This window comes from Pseudomonas sp. NIBRBAC000502773 (assembly GCF_006517195.1).
GTDB lineage: Bacteria > Pseudomonadota > Gammaproteobacteria > Pseudomonadales > Pseudomonadaceae > Aquipseudomonas > Aquipseudomonas marginalis.
The window spans coordinates 4249520-4271473 of record NZ_CP041189.1 but is presented as its reverse complement, the minus strand read 5'-3'; the positions used below and the strand labels follow the sequence as shown (position 1 = coordinate 4271473).

The window sequence follows — 21954 nt, the reverse complement described above, 5'->3', positions numbered from 1 at the left end:
CGCCGTGCCCTACATATTCAGATAGACGAGGCGGTCCGACGTGTTGAAGAAAACCCTGTTCCAGTTGCACTGGTTCTTCGGCATCACTGCCGGGCTGGTGCTGGCCTTGATGGGGATCACCGGGGCTGCGGTCTCGTTTCAGGATGAGATCCTGCGGGCGCTCAACCCGAGCGTGTTGAGCGTGGAGAAACGCGAAGCCGGCGTGCTGCCGCCCGCCGAGCTGGTGCGCAAGCTGGAAGCCACCGAAGGCAAGGCCGTGTCCATGCTGTGGGTGGAAAGCGAAAGCGGCAACGCCGCCCGCGTGTTCTTCACCCCGCCGCCGGGCGAGCGCCGTGGCCAGATGCGCTATTTCGACCCCTACACCGGCGACTACATGGGCGACGCGGTCGGCCAGGATGTACTCGGCTTTATCCTGCAACTGCACCGATTCCTGGCCATGGGCGAAACCGGCCGGCAGATCACCGGCGCCTGCACGCTGATCCTGGTGTTCTTCTGCCTGTCCGGCCTGTACCTGCGCTGGCCGCGCCAGGTTGCCAACTGGCGTGCCTGGCTGACGCTGGACTGGCGCAAAAAGGGCCGCAGCTTCAACTGGGATTTGCATTCGGTGTTCGGCACCTGGTGCCTGCTGGCCTACCTGCTGGCGGCACTGACCGGCCTGTCCTGGTCCTACGACTGGTACAGCCAGGGCCTGACCAAACTGCTGTCCGACGCGCCGCAGAATGAACGGATGCGCAAGCGCGGCCCACCGCCCGAAGGCCCAACACCGGTGGCCAACTACGACGCGATCTGGAGCAGCATCTACAGCAACGCCGGCCCAGGCTTGAGTGCCTATAACATCCGCATGCCAGCCGTCGCCGGGCAACCCGCCATCGTCTATTACCTGCTCAAAGACTCCCCCCACGACCGCGCACTGAACCAGATCAACCTGGACCCGGCCACCGGCGAGGTCAAATCCCATGACACGTACGCCGGCAAAACCTTCAAGTCGCAGTTACTCACCAGCATCTACGCGCTGCACACCGGCAGTTATTTCGGCCTGGCGGGGCGCATTATCCTCACCGTCAGCTCGCTGCTCATGCCGTTGTTCTTCATCACCGGCTGGCTGCTGTACCTGGACCGTCGGCGCAAAAAACGCCAGGTACGCGACGCACGCAAAGGCCTCAGTGCCAACCGCAGTGATGCCCCGGCCTGGCTGATCGGCTTTGCCAGCCAGAGCGGGTTTGCCGAGCAACTGGCCTGGCAGACCGCCGGACAATTGCAGGCGGCTGGCCTGCCGGTGAAGGTGCAGCCTCTGGGCAGTGTCAGCCAGGACGACTTGCGCCAGTCGGAAAATGCGCTGTTCGTAGTCAGCACCTTCGGCGACGGCGAAGCCCCCGACAGCGCCCGCGGTTTCGAGCGCAGCGTGCTCGGCCAGGATCTGTCACTCAAAGGCCTGAACTACTCGGTACTGGCCCTGGGTGATCGCCAGTACCAACACTTCTGTGGCTTTGCCCGGCGCCTGCATTTCTGGCTGACCCACCAGGGCGGTAACCCACTGTTCGCCCCGGTGGAAGTGGACAGCGGCGACAGTGCCGCCCTGCTGCACTGGCAACAACAGCTTGGACAACTGACGGGCCAGGCCCCCGTCGCCGCCTGGCCGACCGCCCAGTATGAAAACTGGACGCTGAGCCAGCGCACCCTGCTCAACCCCGGCAGCGCCAGCTCGGACGTCTACCTGCTGGGCCTCACATCGCCATCGAAACAAAACTGGCTGGCCGGCGACCTGGTGGAAATCCTGCCGCGCAATTGCCCGTGGGCCATCGAGCACTTCCTCGAAGGCCTGGGGCTGATCGGCACTGACGGCGTGCTGATCGACGGCCTGCCACACACCCTCAACCAGGCCCTTGCGACCCGCCAACTGCCGGACAACCGGGCGCACCTGGTCGGCCTGCACGCTCAAGCGCTGGTGAGCGCGCTCGCGCCCCTGGGCATGCGCGAATACTCCATCGCCTCGATCGCCAGCGACGGCGTGCTGGAATTGATCGTGCGCCAGGAACGCCACCCCGACGGCAGCCTGGGTGTGGGCTCGGGCTGGCTCACCGAACATGCGGCCATTGGCTCGGCAATCAGCCTGCGCCTGCGCCGCAACAGTGGCTTCCACCTGCCGGAGGCGCCGGTGCCATTGATCCTGCTGGGTAACGGCACCGGCCTGGCCGGTTTGCGCAGCTTGCTCAAGGCGCGCATTGCCGATGGCCAGCAGCGCAACTGGCTGCTGTTCGGCGAACGCACCCTCGCCCACGACTACCTGTGCCGGGACGAGCTGCAAGGCTGGCTGGCCAGTGGTGACCTGGCCCTGCTGGACCTGGCGTTTTCCCGGGATCAGGAGGAGAAAATCTACGTGCAGGACCGCCTGCGTGAATCCGCCGATGTCCTGCGTAAATGGCTCGCGGACGGCGCGGCGATTTATGTGTGCGGCAGCTTGCAGGGGATGGCGACGGGCGTGGACCAGGCACTGGTCGACATCCTCGGGAGTGAGGCAGTGGAGCGCTTGATCGAACAGGGGCGCTACCGCCGGGATGTCTACTGATGTGATCCAATGTGAGAGGGGGCTTGCCCCCTCCCACATTTAGATTGCATTTCAAGTCAGACCGGTTGCAGCTTCTGTTCGAATACCGAGACCCCATCCAGGTCGCGCAAAATCACGGTCAACTCCGCTGTCTGCCCGTCAATCTGCACTTCGCCAAAAAACTGAAACCCGGCAAACGGCGAGGTGTTCTGCGCAGGCGGGGCCTTCTCGAACACCACCTCAGGGCCAAAGGTTTTATCCAAGGGATTCGGACCGAAGCTGCCCGCATTCAGAGGCCCGGCGACAAACTCCCAGAACGGCTCGAAATCCTGGAACGCCGCCCGATCCGGGTGGTAGTGATGGGCCGCGCAGTAATGCACATCCGCCGTCAGCCACACATGGTTGCGCACTTTCTGCGCGCGCAGAAAGCCGAGTAATTCGGCGATTTCCAGCTCGCGGCCCTGCGCCGGGCCAGGGTCATTGTTGGCGATGGCTTCCCAACGCGGTACGCCGGGGCTGACTTCGCCGTCGGGTACACCGAGGCCGATAGGCATGTCGGCGGCGACCACCTTCCACTGGGCCTGGGAGGCCTTGAGTTCGCGCTTGAGCCAGTCCAACTGCTCGCGGCCGAGGAAGGGTTTTTCACCGCCCAGGTTGTCATCGTTGGGGCCGCGATAGCTGCGCATGTCGAGCACGAATACATCCAGCAACGGGCCATAACTGAGCTTGCGATAAATCCGCCCGCCGCCGTCTGCGCTTTGCCGGCGCATGGGTGAATACTCCAGCCAAGCCTGGCGTGCACGACCCACCAAGGTGTTGATGTCCTTGGTCTGGTAGCGCTCGTCGAGTTGCTTGCCGGGCGACCAGTTATTCACCACTTCATGGTCATCCCACTGCCAGATCTGCGGCACTTCGGCATTGAAGCGACGCACGTTTTCGTCCAGCAGGTTGTAGCGGTAGTTGCCGCGATATTCGTCGAGGGTTTCGGCGACCTTGCTCTTGGCTTCGGTGGTGATATTGCGCCAGATGCGCCCGCCCTCGGTAGGCAATTGCGCGGGCACCGGGCCGTCGGCGTAGATGGTGTCGCCGCTGTGGATAAAGAAGTCCGGCAGGCGCAGGCGCATGGCTTCGTAGATGCGCATACCACCGATGTCCGGGTTGATGCCAAAGCCTTGGCCGACAGTGTCGCCGCTCCACACAAAACGGATGTCGCGGCGTTGGTGCGGCACGCTGCGCAGGTGGCCGAACCACGGCTCGCTGGCGACGCCGGTCTGGGCGTCTTCAAAGTGCACGCGGTAGAAAATCGCCTGGTCGGCGGGCAGTCCGGTGAGTTCGACACGGGCGGTAAAGTCGGTGCGGTTGTCGGCCAGGGGCGAGACGAATTTGCGCGGGTTGCTGAACACGCTGCGGGTGTCCCACTCCACCACCATCTTCGCCGGGCGGTCGCTGCGGCTCCAGATCATCGCGCGATCACCGAGCAGGTCGCCGGACTGCACGCCGTCAGTGAGTTGCGGCCGGTCCTTGACCGACGCGATCACCGCCGGGGCCAGGCCCGGTAGCAACAGGCCGGCGCCGACGGCTTGCATCACACGGCGACGGCCGAGATCGAAGTGGCTCATGCAGGTGCCCTCTTGAGTATCAAAAGGGCCACTAAAGCATGCGCTTATGACACCGGTGCGACAGCCAGCTCCACCGCTTCCGGACGCTTGATCAGCGCATACACCAAACCGGTCAGCAGGCTGCCGGCAACGATTGCCAGCAGGTACAGCAGCGCGTGGTTCATCGCATTCGGGATCACCAGAACAAACAGGCCGCCGTGGGGCGCCGCCAGTTTGCAGCCGAAGTACATCGACAGCGCCCCGGTCAACGCGCCACCGGCGATGCTGGCCGGGATCACGCGCAACGGGTCCTTGGCGGCAAACGGGATCGCGCCTTCGGAGATAAAGCACATGCCCAGGATCATCGCGGCCTTGCCGGCCTCGCGTTCGGTCTGGGCGAACTTGCGTCGCGCCAGGAACGTGGCGATGCCCATGCCGATTGGCGGCACCATGCCCGCCGCCATGGTCGCGGCCATCGGTGCGCCGCTCTGTGCCGCCAGCAAGCCGACGGAAAACGCATACGCCGCCTTGTTGATCGGCCCGCCCAGATCGACACACATCATGCCGCCCAACAGGATGCCCAGCAGCACCGCATTGGTGGTGCCCATGGTCGCGAGAAAATCGGTCAGGCCTGTGAGCATGCGCGCCACCGGCGGCCCCACCAGGTAGATCATCGCCAGGCCCGTGAACAGGCTCGCCAGCAACGGGATGATCAGGATCGGCTTGAGTGCTTCCAGGCTTTGCGGCAACTTCACCGCACGGGTGATCAGCTTGACGCAATAACCGGCGAGAAACCCGGCGAAAATCCCGCCGATAAAACCGGCTCCCAAAGTGCCCGCCAACAGACCACCAATCATGCCGGGGGCAATGCCTGGGCGGTCGGCAATCGAGTAGGCGATATAACCCGCCAGCAGCGGCACCATCAGCATAAAGGCGCGGTCGCCGACGGTTTTCAGCGCGGCCGCCAACGTGCCTTCCTGCTCAAACGCATGGATGCCGAACACGAACGACAAGGCGATCAGCAAACCGCCTGCCACCACCATCGGCAACATGAACGACACACCGGTCAGCAGGTGTTTGTAGACGCCGGTTTTTTCCTTTTTGGCCACTGTGCTGCTGCCCGCACTTTCCACCGCGCCTTCGGCCAGGGCCTTGTTGAGGGTCGCCTCGGATTGCTTGAGCGCAATACCGGTGCCGCAACGGTAGATCTTCTTGCCGGCGAAACGCTCGGTGGCCACTTCGATGTCGGCCGCCAGCAGTACCACATCGGCGTTGGCGATGGCCTCGGGGCTCAACGGCGTACGCGCACCGACCGAGCCTTGGGTCTCGACCTGCAAGTCATAGCCCAGGCGCTTGGCGGTCTGCTGCAGGGCTTCGGCGGCCATAAAGGTATGGGCCACGCCGGTGGGACAGGCCGTGACGGCCACGATACGCGGCGCATTTTGAGCCGCCTGTGCGGTCGCAATGTAGACCTCGGCCTCCTGCGCGCCCCGGCGCAACACCGCCTCGACATCCGCCAGCGCCTGGGCCGGTGTGCTCTGGAACACCCGCTTGCCGACAAACCGCTGCATATCCACCACCGTGCTGCTGACCAGCAACACCCATTCGGCGTCGTCGATGGTGGCCTGGGACAACTGGCGCTCCGGGCGCTGTACATCCACCACCTCGACGCTGGTGCTCCAGCCCTGGCGTTGCGCGGCAGCGTCCAACAAGCGGGCGCACAGCACACTGGTGACCATGCCGTTGGGGCAGGCAGTAACAATGGCTAACTTCATGACAATCCCTCTTATTGTTCTGTCAGCGGGCGTACAGCGACGCCGCTTTCAAGACGCGCCAGCTGCGCGGCGTCGCGGATGCCGAAACCGATCTGTGTCACCGCCATGGCGGCAATTGCCGTGGCGCGACGCAGGGTTTGTTCAGGCGCTTCAGACTCAAGCAAACCATGGAGCATCCCGGCCAGCAGCGAATCGCCGGCACCTACCGTACTGGCCACCGTCACCTTGGGCGGCGTGGCATGCAGAGTGGTGGCCCGGCTGTACCAGCTCACGCCCGCGGCACCGTCGGAGACGACCACATGCTCAACACCCTGCTGATGCAGTTGGCTGATGACGTTCGTGGCATCGCCCAGGGCATCGGCGAGCTCTTCGGTATTGGGTTTGATCAACCATGGGGCCGCCTTGAGACCGGCACGCAGCGCCTCGCCGCTGGTGTCCAGGGCGACTTTCAAGCCCAGACGCTTCAGGTGTTCCAACAGCCCCTGCAACCACTGCGGGCTGACGCCACACGGCAAGCTGCCGGCGACGACCACCGCATCATGGCCCGGCGCAATGCGCGTCAATTGGTCGAGCAACGCTTGCTGCGCCTGCTCACTGACCAACGGCCCTGGCGCATTGATATCGGTGACGCGGCCGTCCTGCTCGGCAATCTTGATATTGCTGCGGGTTTCGCCGGGCACGCGGATAAACGCGTCGGCAAAACCACGTTGTGCAATCAGCGCCTCGAAGGCTTGGGGGTTGTCCTCGCCGAGAAAACCGCCCACGGTCACTTGATGGCCCAGGTCGGCCAGGACTTGCGCCACATTCACGCCCTTGCCGGCGGCATGGGTGAGCAGGGTTTCGCTGCGGTTGACTTCACCCGGTTCCAGGTGCGCCAGGCGTACCGTCAGGTCTAACGCCGGGTTCAGCGTCAGGGTCAGAATCCTTGCCATCTACACGGCCTCCACAAGGGCACGCACCTCGGCGGGCGAACCCACCGCCAGTGCTTTTTGCGCCAGGCCCTGGGCCTCGCTCAGACTGAATTCACGCACCCGCGCCTTCACTTCGGGAATGCTGCGGGCCGACACGCTCAACTCATCCACACCCAGGCCGACCAGCACCGGCACCGCCAGCGGGTCCGCCGCCAGTTCGCCGCACACGCCGACCCATTTGCCATGGGCATGGGCCGCACGCACGGTGATGTCGATCAGTTGCAGCACAGCCGGGTGCAGGCCATCGGCCTGGGCCGACAAGGTCGGGTGGCCGCGGTCGATAGCCAGGGTGTACTGGGTCAGGTCGTTGGTGCCGACACTGAAGAAGTCCACTTCCTTGGCCAGCACCGGCGCCAACAGCGCGGCGGACGGCACTTCGATCATGATCCCCAGTTGCAGGTCGGCCACCGGGATTTCCAGGCGCAGGCGTTCGGTCATATCCCGGGCCGCACGCCACTCATCCACGCTGCCGACCATCGGGAACATGATGCGCAACGGGCGGTTATCCGCCGAGCGCAGCAGTGCGCGTAATTGCGCTTCCATGATCTGCGGGCGCTGCAGGGTCAGGCGAATACCGCGTACGCCGAGGAAGGGGTTTTCTTCCTCGGCAATCGGCCAATACGGCAGCGGTTTGTCGCCGCCCACATCGAGGGTGCGCACCACCAGCGGGCGACCACCGAGGCCGTCGAGCACACGGCGGTACTCGGCTTCCTGGGTGGCTTCGTCCGGGGCTTGGGGGTGGGCCATGAAAATCAGTTCGGTGCGCAGCAAACCAATGCCTTCGGCGCCCTGCTCCACGGCGCTGGCCACACCGGCGCTTTCGCCGATATTGGCGAACACTTCCACGGCGTGACCATCACGGGTCAGCGCCGGTTCGTGGCGCTGGGCCGAGGCGGCCTGCAAGCGTTGCTCACGGGTATCGCGCTCGATGGTGGCGCGTTGCAGGGTGGCTGCGTCGGGGTCTACATGCAGGCGGCCACGCTGGCCATCCAGCAACAACGGCGTGCCGGCGGCCAGCAGCAACACCGCCGGGCCGGCACCGACCAACGCGGGAATACCGAGGGCCCGCGCGACAATTGCGCTGTGGGCGGTTGCGCCGCCACGGGCGGTGAGGATGCCGGCGACGCGGGCCGGGTCCAGGCGCGCGACGTCGGAAGGGCCGACTTCGTCCATTACCAGGATGTAGGGTTCGCTCGGCTCCTGGGCGGTTTCAACACCGCACAGTTGCGCCAGCACCCGGCGACCGATGTCGCGCAGGTCGGCGGCGCGCTCGGCGAGCAAGGCGTCCTGCAACGATTCCTGCTGCCTGGCGGCGGCTTCGATCACGCTCATCCACGCCGCTTGTGCGCTTTCACCTTGCTTGAGACGAGTGTCGACTTCGTCGGTGAGTTCCGGGTCGTCGAGCATTTCCTGGTGGGTGATGAAAATCTCGCGGATGGCTTTGGCCTGGCTGCGTTCGATCAGGCCCTGGATATCCCGGCGCACCTCGGCCAGGGCATCTTGCAGGCGCTGGCGCTCAATGGCCGAGGACTCACCGCGCAAGGGGTAATCGAACACCTGTTGAATCTGGATATGTGCAGGACCAATGGCAATGCCCGGCGCCGCGGCGATGGCCTGGAGCTGGCTGCCGGCCTGTGGCGCGCTGATCACTGGCGCAATATCAAGGGCTTCGGGCTGTGCGCTCATGGTCGGCAGTGGCTCGACCTCTTCGCCCAGGCCCTCTTCGACGGCGGCCAGCAGCGCGGGCAACGCATCGCCGGCAATCGTCGGTTCAGCAACAAATTCCAACACCTGGCCACGCCGGGCGCCAAGGCTCAGCAGCTTGCTCAGGCTCTTCACCGACACGGCGCCCACCGGGCCGTCAACGATGCGCACGCGGATGTCGCCTTCAAAACTTTTGGCCAATTGCGCGAGGATCTTCGCCGGCCGTGCGTGCAGGCCGTGGGCGTTGGCCAGGGTGATGCGGGCGCTGGGCCAGTCAGGTGGCAGCTCGCCGCCGAGCACTTCGAGCACCGCGCGGCTGCTGGTGGCGCGGCCCAATTCCTGGCCGCGACCTTCAATCAACAAGGCGCACAAGCGTTCAAGCAAGGCCTGATGGGCTTCACCCAGGCTGGCCAGGCAGAACAGACCGTTAAGGGGCTGGCCGAGATAGCGCATGGGCTTATCGGGCGTGACAAACGCCAGGCCCGGGCGCTTGACCGTCTGTTCACTGTGCAGCCACCACAGGCCGTCACCCAGGGGCAGCGCATCGACCTGTTGCAACACAGCGGCAAACCCATTGCTGACGCAATCGGCCTGGCGCAACAGGCGTGCGCCTCTCCAGACAAGCTCTTCGAAGTCATCGGCAGACACGCCCAGGCTGATCATCTGCGCGTCCAGCGCCAGCTCCTGGGGTGCGCCCTGCAGCAGTTTCAGCAAGGCTTCAGCCGTGCCCGCGCGGCGCAGCGCCTGGCCCAGGTCGGTTTCACCGAGGGCACGGGTGAGCAGTTGCAGCAGGCGCAGGTGTTCGTCGGATTTGGCGGCAATACCAATGGCCAGGTACACAATCTGCCCATCGCCCCAGTCCACGCCTTCGGGGAACTGCAACAGGCGCACGCCGGTGGAAAACACCTGGTCGCGGGTTTCGGGGGTGCCATGGGGGATGGCAATACCTTGGCCAAGAAAGGTCGAGCCTTGGGCTTCACGGGCTTGCAAGCCGCTGAGATACCCCTCGGCGACCAGGCCATCAGCCACCAGTTTGTCAGCGAGCAGGTGCAGGGCAGCAGATTTATCCACAGCCACCTGGCCCATGGAAATCTGCTCTACAGTGAGCTCAAGCATGCCGTTCTCCTAGTTAGTGCGCTGGACGCACTAGGTATTGTTTTGAATAAAACAGTGTAATGGTGTTCCGGACTAGCTGACTGAGCAGTCAATTGGCAGTAGGCACTCAGTGGCTAACGTCGTAAAAATACGCTGGCTGAAACGTTTAATCTAGAATTTATGGCAGGTTACGCGTTAATTGCGCATCCTTGAAGGACCACTCGGCACTTGAGCTGGGACATTAGTCGCGTGCAGGAATCGGTTACGATTGGACAAAATGTCGGGGCGAGCTCCAAAAAACAAGGAAATCCCGGTTTGAAACTCAGTGATATCGCACGTCTGGCCGGTGTGTCCGTGACCACCGCCAGCTATGTCATCAATGGCAAAGCCGCACAGCAACGCATCAGCAGCGCGACCGTCGAGCGCGTGCGTGCCGTGGTTGAAGCCCATGGCTTTACGCCCAACCCCCAGGCCGCAGGGCTGCGCAGCCGGCACACCCGTACCCTGGGGTTCATCCTGCCGGATCTGGAAAACCCCAGTTACGCACGCATCGCAAAGCTGCTGGAGCAAGGTGCACGGGCCCGCGGCTATCAGTTGCTGATCGCCAGCTCAGACGATGAAGCCGACAGCGAGCGCCAACTGCTGCAACTGTTCCGCGCCCGCCGTTGCGACGCGCTGTTCGTCGCCAGTTGCCTGCCGGCCAGCGATGACAGTTACCGCGAGCTGCAAGCCAAGGGTTTGCCGGTGATTGCCATCGACCGGGTAATGGGGGCGGACCAGTTCTGCTCGGTGGTCAGCGACGACCGCCAGGCCTGCCAGCAATTGACCAGCAGCTTGCTGCAACCGTTGCCCAAGCAGATCGTGCTGATTGGCGCGCGGCCCGAGCTGAGCATCAGCCAGGAGCGTGCGGCTGGCTTCCGTGAAGCGCTTGACGGTTTCACCGGCGAGGTCATCGTCGAACACGGTGAAGCCTTCAGCCGCGACTGTGGCCGACAGCTGATGGAGCAACTTCTGCATCAACTGGGGCACTTGCCTGACGCCTTGGTGACCACGTCCTACGTGCTGCTGCAAGGTGTGTTCGACGCATTGCATGACTTCCCGCTCAAGTCACGCCCGCTGCGCCTGGGCACGTTTGGTGACACCCAGTTGCTGGACTTCCTGCCGCTGCCGGTCAACGCCATGGCCCAGCAACATCAGCTGATTGCCGACACCGCCCTGCGCCTGGCCCTGGCCGCCATTGAAGAAGAACAGTACCAACCGGGCGTGCACGCCATCGGCCGGACCTTCAAGCAGCGTATCCACGAGGCCTGAGCGTGGAGCTGATCGACACCCACACCCACCTGGACTTCCCGGACTTCGACAGCGATCGCCGGGAAGTCCTCGCCCACAGCCGTGAGTTGGGCGTGCGGCGCATGGTGGTGCTGGGGGTGTATCAACAGAATTGGCAGCGGCTGTGGGATCTGGTGCAGGCGGATGCCGGTTTGTTCGCGGCCTTTGGCCTTCACCCGGTGTACCTCGATGAGCACAAGCCCGTCGACCTGACGGAGTTGGGCGACTGGTTGACCCGCCTCCACGGCCATCGACAGCTCTGCGCGGTAGGTGAGATCGGCCTGGATTACTTTCTCGAACAGCTGGATCGCGAAGGCCAGCAAAGCCTGTTCGAAGCCCAACTCAAACTGGCGGTGGACTTCCAACTGCCGGCGCTGCTCCACGTACGCCGCAGCCACGCGGCCGTGATCGCCACACTCAAGCGCATCCGCCTGCCACGGGGCGGCATCATCCACGCGTTTGCCGGCAGCCGGGAAGAAGCCCACGAATACATCAAGCTCGGGTTCAAGCTCGGCCTGGGCGGCGCAGCCACATGGCCCCAGGCCCTGCGCATGCATAAAGTGCTGGCACAGTTGCCGCTGAACGCGGTCGTACTGGAAACCGACGCCCCCGACATGGCGCCGGCCATGTACCCGGGCCAGCGCAACAGCCCACAGCACCTGCCGGCGATCTGCACCGCCCTGGCCGAGCGCATGGGCACCAGCCCCCTAGCGCTGGCCGAGGCGAGCACACGCAATGCGTGCGAGCTGTTCAAGTGGTAGTACCGGGGTCACCGCTTGCAGGTTCAAAGTCATGCGCTGCCGATGGCGGACGTAGCGCAGCACCAGGAAGTGCACCAGCAGCACCACCAATGACACGTTGAGCTGCCCGACCACACTGATCAGGCCAATCCACTCCGTCACCAGCGCCACGATCAGCACCACGCAGGTCAGCACAGCCATGCTCGGGCGTACCAGCGCCCAGTGGTCCAGCGCCTTGAAATGCCGCAACTGCCGGGGGCAGTTCAACTCCAGGACGCGCTGGCAATACGGGCAATCAAAGGGTTCTTCAATGGCGATGGCATTCAACTGCCAAGGCTTGAGTTCAAACGTGATGTCGCAATGGGCGCAGTGCCCCTTGATGCCGACTGCAATGCTCATCGTCGTGCCTCTCTTGGACCTGATTGAGTGACACAAATTTTCACTCATTCACCCGCGCATAAAAGGCACTTCAGGAAATCAGGACAGGCACTACACCAACCCAAGACCAATCCTACGCCATCGACTTACACACGAAAGGCCCCGATCAGTTGCTTCAACTCGATCACCTGTATCGACAGCTGCCGGCTCGCCGCTTCAGTCTGATGCGCGCCTTGGGCAGCATGCTCGCCGGCACGATTGATTTCGACGATATTCTGGTCGATGTCATGGGCAACGGCGGTCTGCTGCTCCACCGCTGCGGCGATCTGCTGATTCTGATCGACGATCATGCCCACGGCACCGAGGATATTTTCCAAGGCTTGCTGGACCTTGTCCGACTGTTCCACGGTGCCGCTGGCCATTTCATGGCTGGTGCCCATGGCCTTCACGGCTGCGGCCACGCCGCTGTGCAGGCGGCTGATCATTTGCTCGATTTCTTCGGTGGAATGCTGGGTCCGCCGGGCCAGGGTTCGCACCTCGTCGGCCACCACGGCAAAGCCGCGTCCCTGCTCACCCGCCCGTGCGGCCTCGATGGCCGCATTGAGTGCCAGCAGGTTGGTCTGCTCGGCGATGCTCTTGATCACCTCCAGGACGCTGCTGATGGACTGGCTGTCGGTGGCCAATTGGTTGATCACCCTTACCGACTGGTCGATCTCCGAGGCCAGCCGCGCAATGCTGCCCTGCTGGGATTGCACCAGGCCGCGGCCATTGACGGTTTCATCGTTGACGCTGTGGGCACTGCTGACCGCCGCTGCGGCACTGCGCGCCACTTCCTGGGCGGTGGAGGACATTTGATTCATGGCCGTCGCCACCTGCTCAATCTGCATGCGCTGGCCAGAGACCGCCTGATTGCTCCGGGCCGAGACCGTTTCCACTTGGCTGGCCTGCAACTCGACCTGGCTGACGGTATGCCCGACGCGCTCGATCAAGTCATGAATTTTCGCCACGGTGCCGTTGAACACTTGGCCCAGGTCGCCCAACTCATCGCGGCTTCGGGCTACAAAGGTAACGGTCATGTCGCCGGCGGCCACCTTGTCCATCATCGCCCCCAGGCGCCGCAACGTAGTGCGCGTAGACGCGTAGAACCCTGCATACAGGTAAAAGATCAGCAAAAACACCGCCGTCAGCGCCGAGACCAGCACCACCATGTGCGTACGGTTCTGCGCCAGGCGCTGCTCCAGTTGCTGCCCGAGGAACGTCAGGGTGGCGTCATCGAGCTGATAGGTCTGCTCCATCAATTGGCTGACGCTGTCATAGAAACCCTGCCAGGGCGCATCAAGGGTTTCGGCCATCACCACCTGTTCTTCGAACAACTCGCTGCCGTGCTTGAGGCTGGCGTTGCTGGTCTTGGCCAGGCTGTCGAGTGCTGCATGCGCGGCGTTGCTGGAGCCCAGGACGTCCTGCAATTTCAAGGCGTATTCGGCCTGGAGCTTTTCCAACTGTTGCAGCAGTTCGTCGAAGCGGGTACTGGAAGATGAGTTGAGAAAACCCTGGCCCAGGGAGTAGGCCCCCATCGCCCGGCCTTCTCCCAAGGTCTGGGTGACCTGCGGGGTGACGCTGGTGATCAGCTCGCTGAGCTGGCGCAAGTCACTCTGGGGATCGCGGCTCAAGCCGGACTGACTGGCAACGATCTGGCTGAGCATCTGGGCCTTGTTGAGCAACTTGCCGATCAACGCACTTTTGCTCTGCAGCGAGCTTTCCTGTTGCTGGGCCTGGAAGGCGGTGATCAGTTCGTCACGCTTACCTTCAAAGGCGGCGATTTGCTCAGGTTCGGCAGCCATCGGGGTGAGGCCTTGCAGACGGGCGAGCACGCTCTGCTCCAAGGCGCTGATCTTGCCCTCAAGGTCAGCGGCCTTGCCGGACTGGCCAAGTATTGCGTTGATCTGCACCTGGTTATTGAGGGTTTCCAGGTCACGGCGCAGGACCAGGCTGCTGCCGAGCAAATCCAGACTTTGCAGCTCGACACGGGTGCCCTGGAATTCGCGCCAGGAATCACGCACCAGGTAATAGTTGGTAGCCAGCATCGGTAGCAGGAACAGCACGCTGATCAGGCTGAACTTCATGCCGAAGCTAAGACGGTTCATCAGCGCGACGGCGGGATAGAGCAAGCTCTTCACAGGTGACCTCCCTTTTCTTTGTTTTATTTTTATTCGGGCGCAGGGCGGCGGCAGAAAGCCACTATTTGGCGCTCTGTCTGTATAGCTCAATTTGAAAGGGAGTTTTGTAACGTAAAGTTAACGGACGAGGATTGCAGCGGGCTGCTAAGCAGCCCGGCGCGGGCGGTGCGACGATTCGACAAGCCCGCTCAGCACAGGAGTCAGGGCAACACGGTCCAAATGGCAAAACCGGCATACCACAGCACCGCTGCACGCAGCAGCAGTTCCCACAGGTGATCCAGGCTATTGATGCCTTCGGCACCCAGGGCCGGAGGGGGGATTTCAGCGGCGACCAGGCCGACTTTTTCCACCAATTGCGCCGCGCTGATGTCCCAGCTCAACAACTCGTGAAGCATGACACGGCTGACCGCGACGAAGTTGCCCACCAGGGCAAAACTGGCCGCCAGCAGGCGCACCGGCAGCCAGTCGAACGCGTGACGCAATTGCCCGGCGCGCTCGGCCACCAGAGGGTTGTGGCTATGCTCACTGGCGAGCGCCAGCAGCCGATAGGCCAACGCAGCGACCGGTCCTAACAGGAAGTACCAGAAAATCACGGCGAAAAAACTCTGGTAGGCCTGCCACAACAGATGGCCCTGGACGCGCTCCAACAGTTGCTCGCCGCTGTCGGCGCCCAGCTTCAGGTCGCGCTCGGCCACATGTTCGGCCGCCTGCAGGTCACCACGGCGCCAGGCATCGCGAAATGGCCCCAGCCCAGCCAATAGATCGCCACGGCCCAGGCTGTAGATCACCACCAGCAAGTGCACCGGCAGCGCCAACAAACCATAGGCCACCGGTTCCAGCACCAGCAACAACAACGCCAGCAACGCCACCGGCAGCAACACCAGCAGGACCAGAATCAGCCACGGCTGCTTGCCCATGCGCGGGCTCGACTCCAACTTGGCCAATTCGCGCAACCAGCCGCCATCACGCTGCAACCGCTGGCGCAGGGCCGAGAACTTCTCGATCCACACGGCCAGCACCAACACCAGAAAACTCATCGTGCGTGTCCTCCATCCTGCAGGGCGCTGCGAAAGCGCACCCAATCAAAAGCGGGGCCGGGATCGGTCTTGCGCCCCGGAGCGATATCGCTATGGCCGCAGATACGCTGCGGCGTAATACCTGGATAGGCTGCCAGCAACTGCCGTGTCAGGTCGATCAGCGACACATACTGGGGGTTGGTGAACGGCAAATCATCCGTACCTTCAAGCTCTATGCCCAGGGAAAAGTCATTGCACGTCTCACGCCCTTCGAAACACGAGACCCCGGCATGCCAGGCCCGGTCTATGCAGGACACAAACTGCGTCACCGTGCCATCGCGCTCAATCAGAAAATGCGCAGACACCCGTAGGTCGGCAATCCCTTCAAAGTAGGGATGTTCCGTGACGTCCAAGCGATTCTGGAAAAACTCCTGCACTTTGCCGGTAGCGAACTGCGCGGGTGGCAGGCTGATGTTATGCACCACCAACAGTGAGATTTCGCCTGCCGGGCGCTCGTTGAAGTTGGGTGAAGGGCAATGGCGAATGCCCTGGCACCAGCCGCTGGCGGGGTCCAACTGCATACAGGATCCTTGAACATGACTAAGTGTGACCAGTATGCCGCGTTCGACCCCGTGGTTGCGATCACTTGCCGCGATTGAGTTGACGCAGCTTGCCCACCACCGCCGCCAGCGCCCGCTCGAACAGCGGCTCATCGTCGAGGTTATGCAGCGCGCCACGCTTGAATGCCATCGCCAGTTGGCCGGCACTCTTCTCCAGGACCTTGAGCCCGGTACGGCCGACGAAAATATAGGTGTTGGCCGGCGCCATGATCGCCGTCAGCTTGCACCGCAGGGTGCCTGCCGGGCCCTGCTGGAACACGACCCAGTCACCGACGCGCAATTGGTGCACCTTGGCCAGGTCCGGATCATCCTCCGGCAGGCCCTCGAGGGAATCGAGTGGCAGTACGCTGAACACAAAGGGTTCACGCACTTCGAGCCATTCATCGCCCCCCTCGGGCGGCCGGACATGCAGGGTCTGCAAGCGCACAAAAAAATCACGGGTGCTGAAGGGGTCGAATGCAGCGCTGGTCAACCCGTCGCGCAGTGCCTTGAGCAACCCGGGCAACTGCTCCAGCAAGTGCACCCCGGCTTCAGTGTCTGCCGGCAGGCTGACACTCCAGATCAGCTCATCCATGGTGCGCAGCCCTGCTTGCCATTGCACCGACTGCTCGCCGTGCTTGAGGCTGGCCAGCAACAGCACCTGGCTCCAGGCCTGTTGCAGGAACTGCACTACCGCCTGCGGTAAAACCTTTCCCAGCATCCGTCGATTCAGTACCTCGGCCACCCGTGCACGCGCCGCTTCAGTGTGCACGCGCCCTTCTTCAGCATGGCGGGTGTGCTGTTCAAGCAATTCGCTGCGACGACGCTCATCGGCGGTGAACGCAGTGAATTCAGTCAGCAATTGGGAAAAAATCGCCGGATCTTCAACAAACTCATTGAGTAAACGCTGAACCACCTGCTCTATGCGCAGGTACAGGCTGTCGCGCTGGAAGTCATCGACCGGGCTCCAGCCCATGGCGGTGGTCGCGATTTCATTCAACAAGCGCCGAGCCGGGTGGCCGGGGCGACTGAAAAAGCTCTTGTCCAGCACCGCCACTTTCAGCATCGGGATCTGCAGGCGGCCGATCAAGGCCTTGAAGGCGTCCGGCACTGCGCGGTCATTGAGGATGAATTCGAACAGCAGGGCGATCAGGTTGATCACATCTTCATCCGCATCCTCCACCACCCGCGACTTCCCACTCTTGACGCTGACACGGGTGAGCAACTGCTCGAGCTGGTTACACAGGTCGAAATCATCCTCGGCTTCCGGCTCCGGGACGTACTGCTGCAAGTGGGATAACAGCCGCAGCAGATCGCGGGTGGCGATGGGCTGGGGTTCGGCACTGGCTTCAAGGGTAGGCGACACGCTACCACGCACGACGGTCAACAACGCCTGCAAGGCGCTGAAGGCTTGCTGGCCATTTTCGTCGATGGGCTGGTCGGTGCTCGGCAATACCTCTTCACGCTGATGATCACGGGTGGCACGGCCACAGGGACGACGGGATGGAGCAGCCTTGAGTTCCGGCAACACGCCGGTCGCGACCAGCAGTTGATTGGCTTCACCGTACAGCTGGTCAGCATCACTGAGGACGTATTTTTCAAACAGCTTGAGCATGATCAGCTTGACGCGGATCTCCACGCCCAGGCTACGCCCGGCACGCAGGAAAAACTCGCACAACAGCGCCGGGCCCAGGGGGTTTTCACGGTCGTCCAGGCGATTGCCGAGCAAGGCACTCAAGCGTGCCGTGAGTTGCGACAGCGCCAGGCCGTCGCGGTGGCGCACCCGGCCCAGCATGGCCTCAAGCGCGACGGCTTTTTCCAGGTCATCCTTGGACGTGCCTGAGGCCGCGTCATAGGACACCACCGGCACCAACTGAAGTTCACCACGGCCCGCCAGCCCCAGGTTGCCAAAGGCTTCGAACAGCCGCTCCATGAACACGCGCTCGAAATTCTTGCGCTTGAGGCGCAGGTCGCGCATGGCCTCAAAGAAGATATGGTGGTCTACGTTGCTGCGGGCCTTGTCGGCCATTTCGAACAAGGTGTCGTCGGCGTTATCGAAAAGTTCCTGTAAACCCTGCTGCAACTGCTGCGCCGCCTTGTCGCGAACCTGCAGCAGCACCACCGGCAGGCGCGCGAGCGGCGATGGCGTGGCTTGTGCCTTGTTGATTGGCACCACCTTTCCGTCATTGTGCATCCTGGCCTCCTGAAACGGCGGTAAAGCGTTGGGGAAAGATCGGGTACTGGCCCAATAAGGCTGTGGATAACCGGTTATCACCAGGACGTCAAAGCTATGACGCCAATTGCAAGGCGCGAGATTATCTTGCAAATGAGTGCCGTTGCGCCAGCAAACTCTGACATTGCGCTGTAAATGAGTGGTGAGCCTGGGTTCAAACGCACGCTGCCCCTATAATCGGGACACTTTGTTTGTGGAGCCTGTTATGCCGAACCTCCGTCTTGCCGACCTCACCGCTGAAATCGAAGCCAACGTGCGCCGCGCGCTCCTGGAAGACATCGGCAGCGGCGACATCACCGCACAGTTGATCCCGGCCGAACGGCTGGCCACGGCCACCATCATTACCCGCGACGCCGCAGTCATCGCCGGCACTGCTTGGGTGGATGCCGTATTCCGCCAACTGGACCCACGGGTCGCCGTGCACTGGCAGGTGGCCGACGGCGAACGCGTCAGCCCCAACCAGGCACTGTTCCACCTGGAGGGGCCGGCGCGTTCGCTGCTCAGTGGCGAGCGCTCTGCCCTGAACTTCCTGCAGTTACTCTCCGGGGTCGCCACACGCGCCCGGTTCCTGGCGGATTTTGTCGCCAGCACCCAGGTCAAGCTGCTGGACACTCGAAAAACCCTGCCCGGCCTGCGCCTCGCGCAGAAATACGCGGTGACCTGCGGTGGCTGCCACAACCACCGTATCGGTTTGTATGATGCGTTCCTGATCAAGGAAAACCACATCGCTGCCAGCGGCGGGATTGCCCAAGCCATCAGCGCCGCCCACAAGATCGCACCCGGCAAGCCGGTGGAAATCGAAGTGGAGAGCCTGGACGAACTGCGCGAAGCGCTGGCGGCGGGCGCCGACATCGTCATGCTTGATGAGTTGAGCCTGGAAGATATGCGTGAAGCCGTGCGCCTGAATGGCGGCAAGGCCAAGCTGGAAGCCAGCGGCGGGATCAATGAAAGCACCCTGCTGCCTATCGCGGAGACGGGGGTGGACTACATTTCCATTGGTGCGATGACCAAGGATGTGAAGGCGGTGGATTTGTCGATGCGCCTCAGTATCTGAGCACCTTAACTGTAGGAGCGAGCTTGCTCGCGAAAAACCTGAGAACGCCGCAGGGAACCAGGCAGCCCGCGTCATCGTTAGCGATTTTCGCGAGCAAGCTCGCTCCTACAAGCTGCTTTTAAACGACCAGGTCGTTCATCTCGCAGTATTCTTCCCATTCGACACCCAGCACCTCGGCCGCCTCTTTGTGCAAGGCCAGCCGTGCCGCTTCGAACTCTTCCGGCGTCGAGGTGTACTTGAGGGTCAGTTCCCAAGGCTGGAAGCCCTGGCTCTCGGCCTCGTCCTCAAACGCCCACTGGATCTGGTCGCGCTGATCATCGGCGCTCAGGTCCTTGATCTCTTCTTTGAGCTGCGGCGATTCCTCAAGGTATTTTTCGAGGGCTGCTTGATGCCGAACTTCTTGGGTCATTTCAGTCGTGGTCATGTCGTTCTCTTAGATCGAGGAATGGGGATGCATCTGGGTCATCAAGGTTGCGCAGATACAAAAGAGCCGGCACACGTGCCAACTCGTCTGGCCTTCAGAACCATTCTGGGATCATCTGAAAACATTGCCTTTGAAGCAGTATTGCCTTTTTGCCCGAGACAGGAATCGAACCTGCGACCTTCGCGTTACGAGTGCGCTGCTCTACCAACTGAGCTACACGGGCGGTGGGCTAAAGCTAGCACCGCATCAGGCGTCCGGCAACTTGCGCCCTTCAACGGGCAATCACCCCCTGGGCCCAAAAGCGTGGTTGCAGGTGACGACCTTCATCGCCCAGGTACTGTTTTTGGGCTTGCTGGAGGTGAGGCACATCGCGCACCGCGATAAACACCAACAGACCAATGGCCAACACAGCCAAGGCTTTCCATAGCCTGCGGGCAAACGGCAGCGCAGCGCTTGCTGGCGTGCGCAGCTCATGCAGCGCCATCAGCCAGCCCACCACCAGCGCCAACCAGACCTGGGAGTTGGGCATCACTATCACGCCATCGACCATGGACTGCACCAGCGCCCCCACCAACGCCGCGAACAGGCACAAGCGCAGCAGGTCAACCCGCGCGGCGGACAGCGCTCGCTCGCGCAGCACAGCCAACACGGCCCAGCCGCCTCGCCATGCCAACACCGCCACGCACAGCGCCGAGGGCACACCCCATTCGCTGGCCCATTGCAGAATCGCCTGATGGGGATGAGCGGCAATCCTGTTGGCAATATCGGCAAAATGCATCGGCCCAAAACCAAGCCACGGGCGCTCGATGAGCATGTACCACGCCTGCCACCAGATCGGGCCCCGTCCCGACAGCGAGGTGGTGAGGCGATCTCCAGCATCACTGGTGAGCGCAATCCCCAGGTAATCCGACAGTCCCGTGAATACCAGCCAATACAGCCACAGCCCAATCAACGCTGCGGCCGACTGCCAACCCAGCCAGCGACGCCCCCAGGGCCCAAGCAGCGCCAACATCACGCCCGCCACGCCCATGCCAAGCCAGGTACCCCGCGTACCGCCGCTGATTGCGATCATCCACCAGACACACAGCAACGCAAACACCATCCCCCGCAAGGCGCGGGAGACATTGGGTATCAGTAAAGGCAGCGCCAGCAATGGCAAGGTAAATGTCTGAAACTGTCCGTAGAAACGCTTGTTGGAAAAGCCGGAGAGCAGTCGGTCAGGATCCAGCATGCGCTCGCCGCTGGTGAACGCCAGCGTACCGGCATACAGATACTGGAGCGACTTGATCAGGCACAGCAACACCACAACCAGGATCAGCACGCGATCCAAAGGCTCGCCGCCGTGACGACGAAGCTGGGCAAAGGCGACAGCAATCGCCGCGCAGCTGACAAACAGCGCCACTTCGGTAAGGGCCCAAAGCGGCTGATGGGCCCGCGCCGACGACAGCAGGCCCAGCACCACAACCAGCACCACGCCCCAGGCAGTGGGCCTGTCTACCCAAGGTTCAGTGGAGGTAACCGATAACCCATACAGCACCGCGCAAAACCCGATGGCAATTTGCATGACACGCTGTAGATCATGCCCGCCGAACGGCGCACAAATCCCGACACTCAACAGGCACACCGCTGCTACCAGGAAAACACCGCCTCGCTGCTGTACGGATAACACCATCGGCCACCTCTACTTCCCTGTGGATGGTTTAGCAGTTACGCGCCGTCGGTGCCGCAGCCCTTGCTGGCATATTTCGCTTCAGCGGTCGTCGCGCACTTCCAGCCGGTGACGCTGCGGACCAGGGTGATGGTCTTGCCCAGCACCGGTGCCGGTGCGTCGAGTATTTCACAGCTGATGGAGCCCGCCCCCGTGGCCACATCGCCTGCCACATCGATCCTGCAGTTGGCCGTAGGGCTGGTGCCGCCGATCAAGGCCACGGTAGGTACGGTGCCCTGGTTGATGGTGTCTTCGTAACCGGCCTTCAACGCGGCAATTTCTGCCAGGCCGGCAGTGAACTTGGCCTTGGCCTGGTGGGTGGTGTACATGGGCAGGCCGATGGTGGCCAAAATGCCGATGATTGCCACGACGATCAACAACTCGATCAAGGTAAAGCCTTTCTGACGTATCACATTCACTCTCCCGAATAGAACTCATGACAAGGCGCGTCCTGCACCCCGTTTTTGCAACGGCGCCAGTGTACTCACCCGCAAGCGGCCAATCGCGCTCAAGACGCACATTCTGACATTTTTATCCCCCGCCATCGGCATGCCCGAATCCGTCACCTGACTAAGCTATAAATCTTCGACAGCCTGTATGCGGAACCG

At 62.6% G+C, this 21954-nt stretch carries 16 protein-coding genes, 1 tRNA gene and 1 pseudogene; 4 read left to right on the top strand and 14 right to left on the bottom strand.

Annotation, left to right across the window (positions count from 1 at the left end):
- Positions 1–40 precede the first annotated feature (40 nt).
- Entirely contained in the window at positions 41–2566 is a 2526-nt protein-coding gene (locus NIBR502773_RS19640; RefSeq protein ID WP_141156735.1) for a sulfite reductase flavoprotein subunit alpha, read from the top strand.
- A 56-nt stretch (positions 2567–2622) separates the two neighbouring features.
- Here the strand turns inward: NIBR502773_RS19640 and NIBR502773_RS19635 are convergent, their stop codons facing one another.
- From NIBR502773_RS19635 to ptsP, 4 genes are read right to left on the bottom strand one after another with little or no spacing between them, the layout of a single operon-like run.
- Positions 2623–4164: an alkaline phosphatase gene (locus NIBR502773_RS19635; RefSeq protein ID WP_141156734.1), complete on the bottom strand. Its 1542-nt coding sequence runs from the start codon at positions 4162–4164 to the stop codon at positions 2623–2625.
- Positions 4165–4208: 44 nt separating this feature from the next.
- Positions 4209–5918, bottom strand: a complete 1710-nt coding sequence (locus tag NIBR502773_RS19630; RefSeq protein WP_141156733.1) for a PTS fructose-like transporter subunit IIB — start codon at positions 5916–5918, stop codon at positions 4209–4211.
- A gap of 11 nt (positions 5919–5929) precedes the next feature.
- Entirely contained in the window at positions 5930–6850 is a 921-nt protein-coding gene (pfkB, locus tag NIBR502773_RS19625) for a 1-phosphofructokinase (protein WP_027604872.1), read from the bottom strand.
- Positions 6851–9709: a phosphoenolpyruvate--protein phosphotransferase gene (gene ptsP, locus NIBR502773_RS19620; RefSeq protein ID WP_141156732.1), complete on the bottom strand. Its 2859-nt coding sequence runs from the start codon at positions 9707–9709 to the stop codon at positions 6851–6853.
- Positions 9710–10003: 294 nt separating this feature from the next.
- Between ptsP and cra the strand changes: the two genes are divergently transcribed.
- Positions 10004–10999: a catabolite repressor/activator gene (gene cra / locus NIBR502773_RS19615; protein WP_065938491.1), complete on the top strand. Its 996-nt coding sequence runs from the start codon at positions 10004–10006 to the stop codon at positions 10997–10999.
- 2 nt (positions 11000–11001) lie between these two features.
- Positions 11002–11778 carry a TatD family hydrolase gene (locus NIBR502773_RS19610; RefSeq protein WP_115486612.1) on the top strand — a complete coding sequence of 259 codons (777 nt, stop codon included), beginning with the start codon at positions 11002–11004 and terminating at the stop codon, positions 11776–11778.
- Here NIBR502773_RS19610 and NIBR502773_RS19605 read toward each other — a convergent pair.
- The 5 genes from NIBR502773_RS19605 to NIBR502773_RS19585 all read right to left on the bottom strand — a co-directional run bounded on the left by NIBR502773_RS19605 (position 11725) and on the right by NIBR502773_RS19585 (position 18121).
- On the bottom strand, positions 11725–12156 hold the full coding sequence (locus NIBR502773_RS19605) for a hypothetical protein (RefSeq protein WP_115486611.1): 432 nt from the start codon (positions 12154–12156) through the stop codon (positions 11725–11727). The genes NIBR502773_RS19610 and NIBR502773_RS19605 overlap by 54 nt on opposite strands.
- A gap of 125 nt (positions 12157–12281) precedes the next feature.
- On the bottom strand, positions 12282–12986 hold the full coding sequence (locus tag NIBR502773_RS31350) for a methyl-accepting chemotaxis protein (RefSeq protein ID WP_370671242.1): 705 nt from the start codon (positions 12984–12986) through the stop codon (positions 12282–12284).
- Positions 12987–14512: 1526 nt separating this feature from the next.
- A complete protein-coding gene (gene ampE, locus NIBR502773_RS19595) occupies positions 14513–15349 on the bottom strand; it encodes a regulatory signaling modulator protein AmpE (protein WP_141156730.1) in 837 nt (278 codons plus the stop codon).
- Positions 15346–15909, bottom strand: coding sequence for a 1,6-anhydro-N-acetylmuramyl-L-alanine amidase AmpD (gene ampD / locus NIBR502773_RS19590; RefSeq protein ID WP_092358802.1), 564 nt, complete (start codon positions 15907–15909; stop codon positions 15346–15348). Before ampD ends, ampE begins: the two co-directional genes overlap by 4 nt.
- A 61-nt stretch (positions 15910–15970) precedes the next feature.
- Positions 15971–18121, bottom strand: coding sequence for a DUF1631 domain-containing protein (locus NIBR502773_RS19585; RefSeq protein WP_141156729.1), 2151 nt, complete (start codon positions 18119–18121; stop codon positions 15971–15973).
- A 244-nt stretch (positions 18122–18365) separates the two neighbouring features.
- Here NIBR502773_RS19585 and nadC point away from each other — a divergent pair, with 244 nt between their 5' ends.
- Entirely contained in the window at positions 18366–19214 is an 849-nt protein-coding gene (gene nadC / locus NIBR502773_RS19580) for a carboxylating nicotinate-nucleotide diphosphorylase (RefSeq protein WP_027604881.1), read from the top strand.
- A 7-nt stretch (positions 19215–19221) separates the two neighbouring features.
- On the opposite strand, the pseudogene NIBR502773_RS31155 reads toward nadC, so the two are convergent.
- From NIBR502773_RS31155 to NIBR502773_RS19560, 5 genes and pseudogenes are all read right to left on the bottom strand, one after another.
- Positions 19222–19311, bottom strand: a pseudogene (locus tag NIBR502773_RS31155) (outer membrane lipoprotein carrier protein LolA); the annotation flags it as partial.
- A 21-nt stretch (positions 19312–19332) separates the two neighbouring features.
- Positions 19333–19638, bottom strand: coding sequence for a DUF6388 family protein (locus NIBR502773_RS19575; protein ID WP_027604882.1), 306 nt, complete (start codon positions 19636–19638; stop codon positions 19333–19335).
- A gap of 150 nt (positions 19639–19788) precedes the next feature.
- Positions 19789–19861 (bottom strand) — tRNA-Thr (locus NIBR502773_RS19570).
- A 48-nt stretch (positions 19862–19909) separates the two neighbouring features.
- Positions 19910–21310 (bottom strand): O-antigen ligase, encoded by a 1401-nt coding sequence (locus NIBR502773_RS19565; RefSeq protein WP_141156728.1) that lies wholly within the window; start codon positions 21308–21310, stop codon positions 19910–19912.
- A 35-nt stretch (positions 21311–21345) separates the two neighbouring features.
- Positions 21346–21756 (bottom strand): pilin, encoded by a 411-nt coding sequence (locus NIBR502773_RS19560; RefSeq protein ID WP_141157855.1) that lies wholly within the window; start codon positions 21754–21756, stop codon positions 21346–21348.
- Between the last annotated feature and the right edge of the window lie 198 nt (positions 21757–21954).

Excerpts from the sequence above, each read along its gene's own strand:
- NIBR502773_RS19565 (WP_141156728.1), bottom strand. The coding sequence starts at position 21,310 with ATGGTGTTATCCGTACAGCAGCGAGGCGGTGTTTTCCTGGTAGCAGCG.
- pfkB (WP_027604872.1), bottom strand. The coding sequence starts at position 6,850 with ATGGCAAGGATTCTGACCCTGACGCTGAACCCGGCGTTAGACCTGACG.
- NIBR502773_RS19575 (WP_027604882.1), bottom strand. The coding sequence starts at position 19,638 with ATGACCACGACTGAAATGACCCAAGAAGTTCGGCATCAAGCAGCCCTC.
- ampE (WP_141156730.1), bottom strand. The coding sequence starts at position 15,349 with ATGAGTTTTCTGGTGTTGGTGCTGGCCGTGTGGATCGAGAAGTTCTCG.
- NIBR502773_RS19605 (WP_115486611.1), bottom strand. The coding sequence starts at position 12,156 with ATGAGCATTGCAGTCGGCATCAAGGGGCACTGCGCCCATTGCGACATC.
- NIBR502773_RS19585 (WP_141156729.1), bottom strand. The coding sequence starts at position 18,121 with ATGCACAATGACGGAAAGGTGGTGCCAATCAACAAGGCACAAGCCACG.
- NIBR502773_RS31350 (WP_370671242.1), bottom strand. The coding sequence starts at position 12,986 with ATGTCCTCCACCGCCCAGGAAGTGGCGCGCAGTGCCGCAGCGGCGGTC.
- ptsP (WP_141156732.1), bottom strand. The coding sequence starts at position 9,709 with ATGCTTGAGCTCACTGTAGAGCAGATTTCCATGGGCCAGGTGGCTGTG.
- ampD (WP_092358802.1), bottom strand. The coding sequence starts at position 15,909 with ATGCAGTTGGACCCCGCCAGCGGCTGGTGCCAGGGCATTCGCCATTGC.
- NIBR502773_RS19635 (WP_141156734.1), bottom strand. The coding sequence starts at position 4,164 with ATGAGCCACTTCGATCTCGGCCGTCGCCGTGTGATGCAAGCCGTCGGC.
- nadC (WP_027604881.1), top strand. The coding sequence starts at position 18,366 with ATGCCGAACCTCCGTCTTGCCGACCTCACCGCTGAAATCGAAGCCAAC.
- NIBR502773_RS19630 (WP_141156733.1), bottom strand. The coding sequence starts at position 5,918 with ATGAAGTTAGCCATTGTTACTGCCTGCCCCAACGGCATGGTCACCAGT.